The 13750-nt window shown below is 73.0% G+C and carries 13 protein-coding genes and 1 pseudogene; 5 read left to right on the top strand and 9 right to left on the bottom strand.

Translation table 11 applies throughout. The features are described 5' to 3' along the window. The first annotated feature begins 6 nt into the window (after positions 1 to 6). Positions 7 to 426, top strand: a complete 420-nt coding sequence (locus ABZV34_RS06530; RefSeq protein WP_356271901.1) for a hypothetical protein — start codon at positions 7 to 9, stop codon at positions 424 to 426. Beyond that, complete coding sequence (locus tag ABZV34_RS06525) at positions 386 to 700, top strand: hypothetical protein (protein WP_356271899.1); 315 nt, start codon at positions 386 to 388, stop codon at positions 698 to 700. Before ABZV34_RS06530 ends, ABZV34_RS06525 begins: the two co-directional genes overlap by 41 nt. Positions 701 to 782: 82 nt before the next feature. Here ABZV34_RS06525 and ABZV34_RS06520 read toward each other — a convergent pair whose 3' ends face one another. Together ABZV34_RS06520 and ABZV34_RS06515 are read right to left on the bottom strand one after the other, a co-directional pair. Further along, the gene (locus ABZV34_RS06520; RefSeq protein ID WP_356271897.1) at positions 783 to 1763 is read right to left on the bottom strand and encodes an NAD(P)H-quinone oxidoreductase; all 981 of its coding nucleotides are present in this window, start codon (positions 1761 to 1763) and stop codon (positions 783 to 785) included. Positions 1764 to 1773: 10 nt separating this feature from the next. After that, a pseudogene (locus ABZV34_RS06515) lies at positions 1774 to 2454 on the bottom strand (NAD(P)-binding protein); the annotation flags it as partial. A gap of 319 nt (positions 2455 to 2773) precedes the next feature. Here ABZV34_RS06515 and ABZV34_RS06510 point away from each other — a divergent pair. Together ABZV34_RS06510 and ABZV34_RS06505 are read left to right on the top strand one after the other, a co-directional pair. Next, positions 2774 to 3883 carry a potassium channel family protein gene (locus ABZV34_RS06510; RefSeq protein WP_356271895.1) on the top strand — a complete coding sequence of 370 codons (1110 nt, stop codon included), beginning with the start codon at positions 2774 to 2776 and terminating at the stop codon, positions 3881 to 3883. 204 nt (positions 3884 to 4087) lie between these two features. Further along, positions 4088 to 4708, top strand: a complete 621-nt coding sequence (locus tag ABZV34_RS06505; protein ID WP_356271893.1) for a hypothetical protein — start codon at positions 4088 to 4090, stop codon at positions 4706 to 4708. Positions 4709 to 4849: 141 nt separating this feature from the next. On the opposite strand, the gene ABZV34_RS06500 is transcribed toward ABZV34_RS06505, so the two are convergent. From ABZV34_RS06500 to pdhA, 5 genes are read right to left on the bottom strand one after another with little or no spacing between them, the layout of a single operon-like run. Continuing rightward, positions 4850 to 6265, bottom strand: coding sequence for a molybdopterin molybdotransferase MoeA (locus ABZV34_RS06500; protein WP_356271891.1), 1416 nt, complete (start codon positions 6263 to 6265; stop codon positions 4850 to 4852). Then, the gene (locus ABZV34_RS06495; RefSeq protein WP_356271889.1) at positions 6265 to 7251 is read right to left on the bottom strand and encodes an NTP transferase domain-containing protein; all 987 of its coding nucleotides are present in this window, start codon (positions 7249 to 7251) and stop codon (positions 6265 to 6267) included. The genes ABZV34_RS06500 and ABZV34_RS06495 overlap by 1 nt, the downstream gene beginning before the upstream one ends. A gap of 25 nt (positions 7252 to 7276) precedes the next feature. Continuing rightward, the gene (locus ABZV34_RS06490) at positions 7277 to 8743 is read right to left on the bottom strand and encodes a dihydrolipoamide acetyltransferase family protein (protein ID WP_356271887.1); all 1467 of its coding nucleotides are present in this window, start codon (positions 8741 to 8743) and stop codon (positions 7277 to 7279) included. Continuing rightward, the gene (locus ABZV34_RS06485; RefSeq protein ID WP_356271886.1) at positions 8743 to 9747 is read right to left on the bottom strand and encodes an alpha-ketoacid dehydrogenase subunit beta; all 1005 of its coding nucleotides are present in this window, start codon (positions 9745 to 9747) and stop codon (positions 8743 to 8745) included. Before ABZV34_RS06485 ends, ABZV34_RS06490 begins: the two co-directional genes overlap by 1 nt. Beyond that, positions 9744 to 10910 (bottom strand): pyruvate dehydrogenase (acetyl-transferring) E1 component subunit alpha, encoded by a 1167-nt coding sequence (gene pdhA / locus ABZV34_RS06480; RefSeq protein ID WP_356271884.1) that lies wholly within the window; start codon positions 10908 to 10910, stop codon positions 9744 to 9746. The genes ABZV34_RS06485 and pdhA overlap by 4 nt, the downstream gene beginning before the upstream one ends. A gap of 189 nt (positions 10911 to 11099) precedes the next feature. On the opposite strand from pdhA, the gene ABZV34_RS06475 reads away from it, so the two are divergent. Beyond that, positions 11100 to 11585 (top strand): Lrp/AsnC family transcriptional regulator, encoded by a 486-nt coding sequence (locus tag ABZV34_RS06475; protein ID WP_356272329.1) that lies wholly within the window; start codon positions 11100 to 11102, stop codon positions 11583 to 11585. 2 nt (positions 11586 to 11587) lie between these two features. Here ABZV34_RS06475 and ABZV34_RS06470 read toward each other — a convergent pair whose 3' ends face one another. Both ABZV34_RS06470 and ABZV34_RS06465 read right to left on the bottom strand, forming a co-directional pair. Beyond that, entirely contained in the window at positions 11588 to 12178 is a 591-nt protein-coding gene (locus tag ABZV34_RS06470; protein ID WP_356271881.1) for a TetR/AcrR family transcriptional regulator, read from the bottom strand. Continuing rightward, positions 12175 to 13689, bottom strand: a complete 1515-nt coding sequence (locus tag ABZV34_RS06465; protein ID WP_356271879.1) for a 3-hydroxyacyl-CoA dehydrogenase — start codon at positions 13687 to 13689, stop codon at positions 12175 to 12177. Before ABZV34_RS06465 ends, ABZV34_RS06470 begins: the two co-directional genes overlap by 4 nt. Positions 13690 to 13750: the final 61 nt, after the last annotated feature.

Below are 13750 nucleotides of genomic sequence, written 5' to 3'. Positions count from 1 at the left end.
CCCGTTGTGCGCCGCCTCGTACGCGGCCGCGTCCTCCGCGCCACCGGCCACCTCGCCGCCCGCCGCACCGTCCGCTTCGTCCTCCGCGTCACCGTCGCGCCGGCCGTCCGCGTCGCCGTCCGCACCGCCCCGCCGGCCGTCCGCGTCGCCGCCCCGCGCGCCATCCGCCCCACCGTCGCACTCGCCGTCCCGCGCGCCATCCGCCCCGCCATCGCACTCGCCGTCCCGCGCGCCGTCGCGCTCGCCATCCGTCGCGGCCGCCGCTTCGGCCCCCGGATCAGCCCCCGGATCGGCCCCCGCCAAAGCGCCGTCCGTCGCGGAGGCGGCCGGGCCGACACCGGCCGCCGCGGACTCCCGCGCGGGAAGCGACGCGGGGGCGGGCCGTGTGCGGCCCGGACGCGAGGAGAGGAACCAGGGGGAGAGTGAGCACGACGAGGACACCGCGCCGACGTACACCGACCGGGACCCCGTCGAGGAGGGCCCCGGATCCGGGGCCCTGCAGGACGGCGTGGGCGGGACGGGAGACGTCACCACCGGGCCGCCGCCGAACGCGGCCGTCCCCGTCGAGCAGCACGTCGTCGGCCCCGGCAACGGCCCGGCACGGCCGATGCTCCGGATCCTGCCCCTGGGCGGCGGTCTGATCCTCATCGGCCTGGGGCTGGGGATGGCCTTCGTCGCCCTGCGCCTGCGGCGTGGCTGAGCGGCCCGCCCGGCCACGCCCCACCGCCACGCCCATCGCCACCGGCCCCTCATGGGGGCGCTGGAGGGCGCCTGGGCACGCGTCAGGGAGCGATGAGCAGCACCTTGCCGATGTGACCGCTCTCCTCCAGGATCCGGTGCGCCGCCGCGGCCTCGTTCATCGGCAGCTCGCGGTCGACCACCGGGCGCACGTGACCGGAGTCGATCAACGGCCACACGTGCTCGCGTACGGCAGCGACGATCGCCGCCTTCTCGCCGAGCGGACGGGCGCGCAGCGAGGTCGCGCTGACGGCGGCCCGCTTGGTGAGGAGCGCGCCGATGTTCAGCTCGCCCTTGGCACCGCCCTGCAGGCCGATGATCGCGAGTCGTCCGTTGACGGCGAGGGCCCGCACGTTGCGGTCGAGGTACTTGGCGCCCATGTTGTCGAGGATGACGTCGGCGCCCGCCCCGTCCGTGGCCCGCTCGATCTCCTCGACGAAGTCCTGCTCGCGGTAGTTGATCAGGATGTCCGCGCCGAGCTCGGCGCAGAAGTCGAGTTTCTCCTTGGTGCCCGCCGTGACGGCGACCTTCGCGCCCACGGCCTTGGCGAGCTGGATCGCCATGGTGCCGATGCCGCTGGAACCGCCGTGCACGAGCAGGGTCTCGCCCGGACGCAGGTGGGAGATCATGAAGACGTTCGACCAGACGGTGCAGGCCACCTCGGGCAGCGCCGCGGCCCGATCGAGGTCCAGGCCCTCGGGTACGGGCAGCAACTGTCCGGCCGGGACGACGACCTTCTCGGCGTACCCACCGCCCGCGAGCAGCGCGCACACCTCGTCACCGACGGCCCACCCCGAGACACCCGGCCCGCTCTCGACGATGCGTCCCGCGCATTCGAGGCCGGGGTAGGGGGACGCTCCGGGCGGCGGGGCGTAGAAGCCCTGCCGCTGCATCAGGTCGGCGCGGTTGACCGCGCTCGCCACCACCTCGACGAGGACTTCGCCCTCGCCGGGCACGGGGTCCGGGACCTCGTCCCACACCAGCGCCTCGGGCCCACCAGGTTCAGGAATCGTGATCGCGTACATGAGGGCGACGCTACTCCTGCGGGAGGGAACGGGTGCCCGGCGCCACCGGTGGACGCGGAGCGACCCGCACGATCGTGATGAGGCGGTCGGTCAGCTGGAGCGTTCCGACGGCCGGATCGTCGTAGCCCAGCACCCGATGCCCCCGTACGACGCTCACCACCAGGTCGCCGGTCTCGCGTACACCCTTGCCCACCTCGGCCTTTATGACCGGACGTTCGACGATCTCGAGCCCGCTGCCCTGCTGGATGAGGTCCTCCATGACCAGGCCCGCGCTGGGGCTGAGCACGGAGAGTCCGAGGAGCCGTCCCGCCGCGCTGGCGCTGGTGATGACGGCGTCGGCGCCCGACTGCCGCAGCAGCGGCGCGTTCTCCTCCTCGCGCACCGCGGCGACGATCTTCGCCTGGCGGTTGAGCTGCCGGGCGGTCAGCGTGACCAGCACGGCCGTGTCGTCGCGCTGGGTCGCGATGATGATCTGCCGCGCCCTCTGGACCTCGGCCCGCACCAGCACGTCGCTGCGGGTCGCGTCCCCGACGACCCCCGTGTATCCGGCGGCCGTCGCCGCGTCGACCGCCTCGGAGCTGGGGTCGACGACCACGACCTGTTCCTTGCGCAGTCCCGTGGCACAGACGGTCTGCACCGCCGACCGCCCCTTGGTCCCGAAGCCGACAACAACCGTGTGGTCCCTCAAGGTCCGCCCCCTCCAGCAGTCTTCCGCATGCACCCTATGAACCTGGCGACGGTGCCGACGCTACTGCCAACGGGTACGACGCCACTGCCGACAGGACGGCGAGCCCGCGTTCCTCCGGAGGGCGCGCCGCTCGCCTTCCGGCGGCTCCGGTCGCGGTCGGGGTCACGGTCGGGGTCGTACTCGCGGTCCCGGTCGGGGTCGCGGTCGCGGTCCCGTCAGGGGAGCGACGTGCCGGATTCCGCGGCCTGCGTGCGGGGGGACGTTCGTCCGGGACCATGGTCACCGTGCTGACCGACCGGATCACCGCCGCAGGGGGCAAGCCATGAACCACGAGAAGCAGCCTCTCCCCAGACCCGAGAGGTTCTCGATCCTCCGATCCCTCTGGCACCGGTCGCGGGGCGAGGCCATGGAGGACGCCGAAGCCGGACGCTCCATCACCATGCCCGCCGAGAAGGCGCTGCCGCCGCTCCAGCAGGTCCTGCGCCGACTGGCCATGGCGCTGTTGGTGCTGGCCGTGACGACGCTTCTCGTCTGGGTCGACCGTGACGGCTACAACGACAACGCGGACGGCCGCGTCGACTTCCTGGACGCCGCGTACTACGCGACCGTCACCCTCTCGACCACCGGGTACGGCGACATCACTCCGGTGAGCGACGCCGCCCGGCTCACCAACATCCTCGTCATCACGCCGCTGCGCGTGCTGTTCCTGATCATCCTGGTCGGCACCACGCTCGAGGTCCTCACGGAACGCACCCGCCAGCAGGTGCGCGTCCACCGGTGGCGTTCGCGCATGCGGGATCACGTCGTGGTCGTCGGATACGGCACCAAGGGGAGGCACGCCGTCGAGTCGCTGCTGAACCAGGGCACACCGAAGGACCACATCGTCATCGTCGATCCGCAGCGCAAGGCCGTCGAGGCCGCCGGCAACGACGGGCTCGTGGCCGTACTCGGTGACGCGACACGCACCGACACCCTTCGCAAGGCCGAGTTGCAGACCGCCGCACGCGTCATCGTCGCCCCGCAGCGCGACGACACCGCGGCACTGGTCACGCTCACCGCGCGCCAGCTCAACAAGCGGGCGACTCTCGTCGTCGCGGTCCGGGAGGACGAGAACGTCCCCCTGATCAGACAGAGCGGCGCGGACACCGTGGTCACGAGTTCCAGCTCGGCCGGCCGTCTTCTCGGCGTGTCCGTGGCCAGTCCGCACGCGGCCGACACCCTGGAGGACCTGATGACCCACGGCAGCGGACTCGATCTCGTCGAACGCGCGGTGGCCGAGGACGAGGTGGGCCGCTCTCCGCGCGAGTGCTCCGATCTCGTCGTCGCCGTCGTACGGCGCAAGAGGGTGTTGGACTACACCGACCCGGAGGCCTCGGCTCTTCAGCTCGGAGACCGGGTGATCAGCATCAGGCAGAGCCTTCCGAGCAGTTGACCGGCCCGGACACGCTGACGACGCACCAGATCCCCGTCTCCGCCGCGGTATGCGGTGCGGTATGCGGTGCGCCCTGCTTTTGCACCCGTCCGGTCCCCCGACATCACACGTTGGACATGCCCGATATGACAGCTATTGCAGGCATTAGTACGTTCAACGCAGGTCGGCTGTCCGGCCGACGTCTCCGAGGCAGAGAGAAGTCCCATGCCCACGCGTACTTTCGCCGTGGCCGCCGCCGTAGGCGCAGCGGCCTTCGCCACCACCGGCATCACCTACGCCTCGCCCACCGAGTCCACGCAGGCCGCCCCGTCCGTCCAGCGGGCGGTCTCCTCCGTCCAGAAGGCGGCGCCGTCCGTGCAGAAGGCGGCCCCGTCCACACAGAAGGCCGTCCCCGCCACGCCTCCCCTCGATGGCGGCACCGCGAGTGGGAACAAGGGCGAGGAGGGCGGGGGCGGCGATCGCGAGGGCGGTGACCGCGGGGGCCGCGGCCATGGCTCGGACCGCGAGGGACCCGGGTACATCTACTTCAACGAGCGGACGTACTCCGGCTCCATCGAGGGCTGCATCGCCGCCGCCAGCGGGCTGGGCGCCAACAGCTTCAGCATCGAGAACGACAGCAGGAGGACCGTCGAGGTCTACCGCGGATTCAACTGCAACGGCGGCTCCCCGGTCGCCACCGTCGGCCCCCACGGCGCCACCCACGGCGTGGTGACCAGTCCCGTCAACGGAGACGCGTTCGGAACCGACGCACTGATCGCCGGTGCCATGTTCGGTGACGACGGTGCCGTGGGCAGCTTCCGGGTGATCAACGACAACGAGTGGTGACCGGCCCCCGCTTCAGCCGCCGCCCCTCCCGGACGGCCTGAGCACGGTCCGGACGTTTCACGTGAAACACGGCCCGATCCTCCTCACCGTCCGGAGCGTGAGCCGGCTCCGTCCCGGCGTCCTGACTCATGCGGAGCAGGTTCAGCCGCCGGCCAACGCCCAGGGCAGATCCAGGAGTTCCAGCTCCTGACCCGGGTGGGCTCCACCGGGCGGAACGACCGCGAGGGCGTCGGCGGCGGCGATGCCGCGCAGCATGGCCGGACCGTTGTAGCGCAGCGGAACCGCCAGGTCGCCGTGCAGGGTGACGGGGATGAGCCGGGTGTCGTACGGGTGGCCGTGCACCCCGTCCCTGACGGGCAGCGTGTACGGCTCCGGCGCCACCCGCCCCGCCAGGATGCGCAGCAGCGGCTCGGCGAGTGTGAGCAGGCCGGAAATGGCCGCGAGGGGGTTGCCGGGCAGGCCGACGAGATGCTGGTTCTCCTTGGTGCGGGCCAGCAGCATGGGGTGGCCGGGGCGCACGGTGACCCCGTCGACGAGGAGAGGGGCGCCGAGACGGCTCAGGGTGGGATGGACGTGGTCGAGGGGGCCCGCGGCGGTGCCGCCGGTCGTGACGATCAGGTCGGCGCCGGATGCGGTGATCGCCTTGTGCAGGGCTTTGGCGTCGTCGCCCAGTCTGCGCACGGCCACGACGTCGGCGCCGAGCGCGCGCAGCCAGGGCGGCAGCATCGGGCCGAGCGCGTCCCGGATCAGGCCCTCCTGGGGGAGTCCCCGGGTGAGCAACTCGTCACCGAGGACGAGCACTTCGACACGTGCGCGGGGGATGACGGCGAGGGTGTCGTATCCGGCGGCCGCGGCGAGGCCGAGCACGGCGGGAGTCACCAGCGCGCCGGTGGGCAGAAGCTGGTCGCCGCTGCGGCATTCCTGGCCGCGTGGCCGGATGTCCTGCCCGTGCACGACCGAGGGCGTTCCTCCGGGCCGCCCGGAGCCGTGGTCTGCGGGGAGGGTCGCGTGCAGCCTCCCCTTGTCGTCGATACGCCCGTGTTCGCTGCGCAGGACGGCGGTGGCGTCCCGCGGGACGCGTGCGCCGGTGGCGATCCGCACCGCCTCGCCGTCGGTGAGGTGCTCCGGCTTCGCGTGGCCCGCGAGGACGCCCTCCTCGCGAACGTCCCAGGGGCCGGGGCCGGCCACCGCCCAGCCGTCCATCGCGGAGGTGTCGAAGGAGGGCAGGTCCGTGAGCGCGGTGAGTGGCGCGGCGGTCACCAGACCCAGGGCGGCGTCCAGGGGGACGGAGACGGGAGCGCGGCGCGGCAGTGAACGGGCGGCCCGCTCGGCGCTCGTACGCGCGCCGGGCCAGGAGGTGGACTTGTGCTGTCCGCGGTGCTCGCTCCGCGCGGTGTGCGAGGGAATCTCGGTCTCGGGCGCGGGTGTACGGGCCGCGGCGTCGCCGTGGCCTCGCCCGGGGTCCGCCGGGCGTCGGGGGTCCTTGACCAAGGCCAGGGCCTCCTCCACGTCGAATTCGTCGGTGTCCCGGCCGACGCGGGCGTCCTGCGAGGTCATCAGGCGTCCGGGGCGGCGTGGGAACCGGGTTCGGCGCCGGATCCTGTTCCGGGATCGGCTGCGGATCCTGTTCCGGGACCGGCTGCGGGGGTGTCGCCGGGGGTGTCCTCGTCGGCCCAGCGCAGCGCCAGCGCCACGGCCTTGCGGGCGGCCTCGGCCACGGCCTCGGGGCCTCCCCCGGCCCGCGCGGCCGCGTATCCCACGAGGAACGTGGTCAGCGGTGCCGCGGGCCGCGCCACTCCGTGCGCGGCGTCGCGGGCCAGGTCGAGCAGGACGCCGGTGTCGACGTCCAGGTCGATGCCCAGCTCGTCCTTGACTGCGGAAATCCATTCATCCAACACGTGCCCATGCTCCCTGATACGTGCCCGGGCGGCGGCGATGTCGCCCCAGGTGTCGCAGTCGAAGGACGCGACGGGGTCGGAGATGCGGGTGAGATCCAGCGCGGCCGTGAGCCGTCGCAGCGGCAGGCCGGTGAGTCCGCCGTGCGCGGCGGCGAGCACGGCCAGTTCCCGGCGCAGGGCCCCCGCGCGGTACACGGCCACGAGCGGCTGGTCGCGGCCGTCGGGATCGCTGAGCAGTACGCCCTCGGGGCGCCCCGGGCCGCGCGGGCCGTCGCTCCCCCGCAGGGTGTCCAGCAGACGTCCCACCGTCCCCTCGTCCAGGAACGGCAGGTCGGCGGAGAGCACCACGACGTCCTGCGCCGACGTGCGGCGCAGCCCGGCGTCGAGCGCGGCCAGCGGTCCCCCGCCCGGCGGCTCCTCGTGCGCCCACCGCACGGGGCGCACGGTGGTTCGGGGCTCGGCCACGACCACCGTGGTGGTGGCCGAGGCACAGGCGGCGAGCACCCGGTCGAGCAGTGGGCGCCCGCCCACCCGCACCCCGGGTTTGTCCGCGCCGCCCAGCCGCCGGGCGGCACCGCCTGCGAGCACGACGGCGTCGTACGGGGCGGCGGGGCCCGGGGCGCCCGGTGGCTCGTACGCGGTCATTCCCCGAGTATGCGGGCCGCGGCGATCACAGGGAACGCAGGAGCACCGCCGGCTGTTCGACACAGTCCGCCACGTACCGCAGGAAGCCGCCCGCCGTGCCGCCGTCGCACACCCGGTGGTCGAAGGTCAGCGAGAGCTGGACGACCTGCCGCACCGCCAGCTCGCCCTGGTGCACCCAGGGTTTGGGGATGATCCGGCCGACGCCGAGCATGGCCGCCTCGGGGTGGTTGATGATCGGCGTGGAGCCGTCGACGCCGAACACCCCGTAGTTGTTCAACGTGAAGGTGCCGCCCGTGAGGTCGCCAGGGGTCAGGGTCCCCGTCCGCGCGGCCTCGGTCAGCCGGGCGAACTCTGCGCTCAGCGACTGCGCGTCGCGGGTGTGCGCGTCCCGGACGACGGGGACGACGAGTCCGCGTTCGGTCTGTGCCGCGAAGCCGAGGTGGACGTGGCCGAGCCGGACGATCTCCCGGGCTTCCATGTCGACGGTCGAGTTGAGCTCGGGGTGGCGGGCCAGCGCGGCGGTGCAGATCCGGGCCAGCAGCGCGAGCAGGGAGATCTTCGGTCCGCCGGCGGCGTTCATCACCGCGCGGGCGGCGAGGAGTTCGGTCGCGTCGGCGTCCACCCAGCAGGTCGCGTCGGGGATCTCGTGCCGGCTGCGGGAGAGCTTGTCGGCGACGGCGCCGCGGATGCCCCGCAGGGGGACCCGGGTCCCGGCCGCGGGTGCGACGGCGGACGCGGTGGCCGGCGTGGCGTGGGTGGTTCCGGGCGTGCGGGGGACCGCGAGGGTCTCCGGCTGCCGGGTGGTGCCGTCGGCCGAGCGCGACGCGTGCTCCACGTCCGCCCGCAGGATCAGTCCGTCGGGACCGGATCCCGTCAGCTCCCGCAGGTCCAGGCCGTTCTCCCGGGCGATCCTGCGCACCAGCGGGGAGATGACGGGGACAGGACCGGTCGCCCGTTCCCCCGCGTTCCCGCGCCCCCGCGTGTCCGTCGGTCCCCGCCCGTCCGTGCGCTCCGGCACCGCCGTCCGGGCGCCGGAGCCCCGGCCCGCGCCGAGCGGTCCGGACGTGCCGTCCGCTCCCCGGGCCGCGGCCGGGGAGCCGCCGTTCGACAGGGCTCCCCCGGTAGCCCGGACGGGCGCGACCGGGCTGGTCCGCACCCTCCTGCGCCGCGCCGGAGGCGCCCCCGTGCCGTAGCCCACGAGCACATTGCCGGACCCTTCGTCCGCGCCGCCGGAGGCGGGCGCGTCGCCGCCGACCGCGACCGTCAGCAGGGGGGATCCGACCGGCAGTTCCGTGCCCTCCTCGCCGAAGCGGGCCGTGACCACGCCCCCGTAGGGACACGGGACCTCGACCATCGCCTTGGCGGTCTCGACCTCCACGACGGGCTGGTCGACGGCGACGACGTCACCGACCTCCACGAGCCAGCGGACGATCTCCGCCTCCGTGAGGCCCTCGCCGAGGTCGGGAAGCCTGAACTCCAGTACCTGGGCCATCAGTTGCCCGCCTCCCACTGCAGACGCGCCACGGCGTCCAGGATCCGGTCGACGCCGGGCAGATGGTGCCGCTCCAGCATCGGCGGCGGATACGGGATGTCGAACCCGGCGACACGCAGCACCGGCGCCTCCAGGTGGTGGAAGCAGCGTTCGCTCACCCGGGCCGCTATCTCCCCGCCGGGGCCGCCGTAACCGCCCGACTCGTGCACGACGACCGCGCGGCCGGTCCGCCGCACCGACGCCGCCACCGTCTCGTCGTCGAAGGGGACGAGGGAGCGCAGATCGACGACCTCGAGGTCCCAGCCCTCGGCCCGCGCGGCCTCGGCGGCCTCCAGGCAGACGGGCACGGACGGCCCGTAGGTGATGAGCGTGGCGCTGCGGCCCGGCCGGCGCACCACCGCACGGCCTATCGGCTCCACGGACCGCGGCTCGTCGGGGTTCCAGGAGTCCTTCGACCAGTACAGCCGCTTGGGCTCCAGGAAGACGACCGGATCGTCGGAGGCGATGGAGGCGCGCAGCAGCCCGTAGGCGTCGGCGACCGTCGCGGGCGTGACGACATGAAGCCCCGGAGTCGCCATGTAGTACGCCTCGGAGGAGTCGCTGTGGTGCTCGACGCCACCGATGCCGCCGCCGTACGGGACACGGATGGTCAGGGGCAGCGGCATGGCACCGCGGGTGCGGTTGCGCATCCGCGCCACGTGCGAGATCAGCTGCTCGAAGGCCGGGTAGGCGAAGGCGTCGAACTGCATCTCCACGACCGGCCGCAGTCCGTACATCGCCATGCCGACGGCCGTGCCGAGGATGCCCGCCTCGGCGAGCGGGGTGTCCGTGCAGCGGTCCTCGCCGAACTCCTTGGCGAGCCCGTCGGTGACGCGGAAGACCCCGCCGAGGGTGCCGACGTCCTCGCCCATGACGTGGACGCTCGGGTCGGCGGCCATGGCGTCGCGCAGCGCGCGGGTGAGGGCCTGCGCCATGGTGGCGGGTTTGAGGGCGACGGTGGTCATCGGCCCCCGCCTTCCGACTCGGATCCGGCGGCGGAGTCCGGTTCGGCCCCGGCCGCCAGCTCCGCACGCAACTGCGCTTCCTGTTCGCGCAGTTGTGGTGTGGGCTCGGCATACACATGCGCGAACAGGTCCATGGGGTCGAGCACCGGGTCCTGGTTCATCCGGGCGCGCAGGTCCGCGGCCATCGTCTCGGCGGCCGCGCGGGCGGCCTGTATGCCCTCCTCGTCGAGGAGACCGCGCCCGGTCAGCTCCTGCTCCAGAAGCACGATCGGGTCGTGCGCGCGCCAGGTCTCGACCTCGGAGTCGCCGCGGTAGCGGGTGGCGTCGTCGGCGTTCGTATGGGCCTCGATGCGGTACGTCACGGCCTCGACGAGCGTCGGGCCGCCGCCCGCACGCGCGTGGCGCACGGCGTCGCTCAGGACCTCGTGCACGGCCGCCGCGTCGTTCCCGTCGACCAGGCGCCCGGGCATTCCGTAGCCGACGGCCTTGTGGGCCAGCGACGGAGCCGCGGTCTGCTTGTCGAGCGGGACGGAGATGGCGAAGCCGTTGTTCTGGACGAGGAAGACGACCGGGGCCTGCCACACGGCGGCGAAGTTCAGCGCCTCGTGGAAGTCGCCCTCGCTGGTGCCGCCATCGCCCACCAGGGCGAGCGCGACCACGTCGTCACCCTTGAGCCGGGCGGCGTGCGCGAGGCCCACCGCGTGCGGAAGCTGGGTGGAGAGCGGGGTGCACAGCGGGGCGATGCGGTACTCGCGGGGGTCGTACCCGGTGTGCCAGTCGCCGCGCAGGAGGGTCAGGGCCTGGACGGGGTCGAGGCCGCGGGCGACTGCGGCGAGGGTGTCGCGGTAGCTGGGGAAGAGCCAGTCGCGCTCCTCCAGGACGAGCGCTGCGGCGACCTCACAGGCCTCCTGGCCCGTGCTGGAGGGGTACACCGCGAGGCGGCCCTGCTTGGTGAGTGCCGTGGCCTGCGTGTTGTAGCGGCGGCCTCGCACCAGCTCCGTGTACAGACGGCGCAGCAGATCCGGGTCGACCTGTGCGGCCGCTTCGGTGCCGAGGACGCGATGGGGCAGCGCGTCGGGCAGCAGCGGCGCGGGGTCGGTGCGGGGCTGCCAGGCGGGCGGCGGCGTGGGCCGGTAAGCACCTCGCTGCTCCATGACCGTCATGACGGCACCTCCTCGTGGGAGCGGCTCGGGACGCATCACGGTTGTGATGCGCCTCACCTACCGATTGTTCGGTCGTCGGCACATTTTGGCTACAGGCACCCGCAGGCTGTGGACAAACGGTTCTGCACAGCCTGAGATGGACGCAGTACGTCCATGGTAGGGAGGCGGGGGGACATGGCACCTGAACAAATGGCCGAACCGCCGGAGGCCGGCGCCGTCGCGCCGCCCGCCCGTCCGCTCGACGCGATCGACCAGGACATCCTGCAGATGCTCCAGGCGGACGGCCGCGCCTCCATACGTTCGGTGGCCGAACGGGTCCACGTGTCACGGGCGAACGCCTACGCGCGGATCAACCGCCTCATCGAGGACGGCGTGATCCGCGGCTTCGGGGCGCGCGTCGACCACGAACGCGCCGGACAGGGCACCTCCGCGTACATCACCCTCAAGATCGTGCAGAACTCCTGGCGCACGGTGCGCGAGCAGCTGCGGGTGCTCCCCGGGGCGTCCCACATCGCGCTGGTGGGCGGTGATTTCGACGTGCTGCTGCTGGTCCACACGCCTGACAACAAGGCGCTGCGCGAGCTGGTCCTCACCCGGCTCCAGGCGATCCCGGAGGTGCTCAGCACGCGGACGCTGCTGGTGTTCGAGGAGGAGGACCTGGAACCGGAGGGCTGAGATCAGCTCTCGGCCCTGAGTCCCCCGAAGACCACCTGGACGACCGCGTCGGCCACCTCGCGCTCGGCCATGCCCCGCCCGTCCGGCCGGTACCACTCCACGATCGAGTTGATCATCCCGAACACGAGCCGGGTCGCGAGCCGGACCTCCACGTCGCCGCGCACGTCGCCGTCGGCCGCCGCGTCCTTCAGCAGCCCGGCCACCCGGTGGTCGAAGTCGCGGCGCCGCTCCAGGGCCCACCGCTCGGTGACCGTGTTGCCGCGCACGCGCAGCAGCAGGGTCACGTACGGCAGCTCGGCGGTGAGCACCTCGACCATCCGCCGTACGACGTACTCCAGACGCTCCACGGCGCGCCCCACGCACGCGTGCTCCTCGTCGAGGATCTCGAAGAGGCCGTCGAGAGCGCGGCTGACGGCTCGCCGCAGCAGTTCCTCCTTGCCCGCGACATGGTGGTAGATCGACGACTTGGAGATGCCGGCCGCCTTGGAGAGGTGCTCCATGGAGGTGCCGTCGTAGCCGCGCTCGTTGAAGACCTGGACGGCGACGGAGAGCAGGGTCTCCGGGGTGTACGTGTCCCGCTTGGCGGTGGTCACGAGGTGCCCTCCCGCTTCTCGGTGGCGTGCCCGTGGCGGTACAGCGCGAGCGAGGGGGCGTAGCGGCCGGAGGGCTCACGCAGGTGCAATTCCTCCAGGAGGTCGTGCGCCCAGGTCCTGCCGAGCCTGCGGCACCACTCGAAAGGCCCCAGGGGGTAGCTGACGCCCAGGCGCATCGCGGTGTCGATGTCCTCCTCGGTGGCCACTCCCTTCGCGACGGCGTCGTGCGCGAGGTCGACGATGCGGGCCACGGTCCGGGCGACGATCATGCCGGGGGCGTCCCCGATGACGCTGACGTCCTTGCCCAGCGCCTGGAAGAGGCCGATGGCCTCCGCGACCGTCTGGGGCGCGGTGTCCTGGGAGGCGGACAGGGCGATGCGGGTGGCCCTGCGGTAGTCCAGCGCCAGGTCGAAGTAGACGACGTCGCGGAACTCGATCGCGGTCTGGCCGTCGGCGAGGACCAGCTGGCCGCCGCTGGGCAGCAGCAGACGGGTGCCGTGGTCCTCCTCGTCCTCGCGGACCGGGATGCCCGCCTCGCGGATCAGGGCGAGCAGCTCGGAGGCCGGTCCGAGATCGCCCTCGACCACGACGTGGGCGGGCGGCTGCGCCTTCTCGGCGGTGTGCGGCTCGGGGCGTTCGGCGTCGTCCCCGTAGTCGTACCAGCCGTGCCCCGTCTTGCGGCCGTGCCGGCCGGACTCGACGAGCCGCCGCTGTGCGAGCGAGGGGGTGAAGCGCAGGTCCTGGAAGAAGGCCTGCCACACGGAGTGCGTGACGGACTCGTTGACGTCCTGGCCGATCAGGTCGGTGAGCTCGAAGGCACCCATCCTGAAGCCGCCGGACTCGCGCAGGACCGCGTCGATGGTGGCGGGGTCGGCGGCCTGCGACTCGTACACCGCGAAGGCCTCGGCGTAGAAGGGCCGCGCGATGCGGTTGACGATGAAGCCGGGTGTGTCGGCGCAGGCGACCGGGGTCTTCCCCCAGCCGCGCGCCGTCTCGTACGCGCGCGTGGCCGACGAGAAGTCGGTCGCGTACCCGGAGACGACCTCCACGAGGGGCAGCACCGGCGCCGGGTTGAAGAAGTGCAGTCCGACCAGGCGGCCGGGGTTGCGCAGGGCGCCCCCGATGGCGGTGACGGAGAGGGACGAGGTGTTGGTGGCGAGCAGGCAGTCGTCCTCGACGATGTCCTCGAGATCGCGGAACAGCTTCTGCTTGACGTCGAGTTGTTCGAGGACCGCCTCGACGACGAGCACGCAGTCCGCCAGCTCGTCGAGGCTCCGCGCGGGTCGCAGCCGCTCGCGCGCGGCGTCCCGGTCGGCGCCGCTGAACCGGCCCTTCTCGACCAGCCGGTCGAGGCGCGCGCCGATCGCTTCGGCCGCCGCGTCGGCACGGCCCGCGAGGGTGTCGTAGAGCCGCACGGGGTGGCCCGCGACCAGCGCGACCTGGGCGATGCCCTGGCCCATGGTGCCGGTGCCGACGACGGCCACAGGGCTGTTGAGGTCGAGTGCTGTCATGCTCGCGATCCTCCCGCACGGGGTTTTCCACAGATGCGGCGGACCCCCTTGTCCCGACCGA

The sequence above is a fragment of the Streptomyces sp. NPDC005195 genome (genome assembly GCF_040608315.1).
Classification (GTDB): Bacteria; Actinomycetota; Actinomycetes; order Streptomycetales; family Streptomycetaceae; genus Streptomyces; species Streptomyces kaempferi.
The sequence above is the reverse complement of the archived record's forward strand: the minus strand, read 5'-3'. Positions and strand labels throughout refer to the sequence as shown.

Bases quoted from the DNA above. Each gene is read 5' to 3' on its own strand.
- ABZV34_RS06520 (WP_356271897.1), bottom strand. From the start codon at position 1,763: ATGTACGCGATCACGATTCCTGAACCTGGTGGGCCCGAGGCGCTGGTG.
- ABZV34_RS06510 (WP_356271895.1), top strand. From the start codon at position 2,774: ATGAACCACGAGAAGCAGCCTCTCCCCAGACCCGAGAGGTTCTCGATC.
- ABZV34_RS06505 (WP_356271893.1), top strand. From the start codon at position 4,088: ATGCCCACGCGTACTTTCGCCGTGGCCGCCGCCGTAGGCGCAGCGGCC.
- ABZV34_RS06500 (WP_356271891.1), bottom strand. From the start codon at position 6,265: ATGACCTCGCAGGACGCCCGCGTCGGCCGGGACACCGACGAATTCGAC.
- ABZV34_RS06495 (WP_356271889.1), bottom strand. From the start codon at position 7,251: ATGACCGCGTACGAGCCACCGGGCGCCCCGGGCCCCGCCGCCCCGTAC.
- ABZV34_RS06490 (WP_356271887.1), bottom strand. From the start codon at position 8,743: ATGGCCCAGGTACTGGAGTTCAGGCTTCCCGACCTCGGCGAGGGCCTC.
- ABZV34_RS06485 (WP_356271886.1), bottom strand. From the start codon at position 9,747: ATGACCACCGTCGCCCTCAAACCCGCCACCATGGCGCAGGCCCTCACC.
- pdhA (WP_356271884.1), bottom strand. From the start codon at position 10,910: ATGACGGTCATGGAGCAGCGAGGTGCTTACCGGCCCACGCCGCCGCCC.
- ABZV34_RS06475 (WP_356272329.1), top strand. From the start codon at position 11,100: ATGGCCGAACCGCCGGAGGCCGGCGCCGTCGCGCCGCCCGCCCGTCCG.
- ABZV34_RS06465 (WP_356271879.1), bottom strand. From the start codon at position 13,689: ATGACAGCACTCGACCTCAACAGCCCTGTGGCCGTCGTCGGCACCGGC.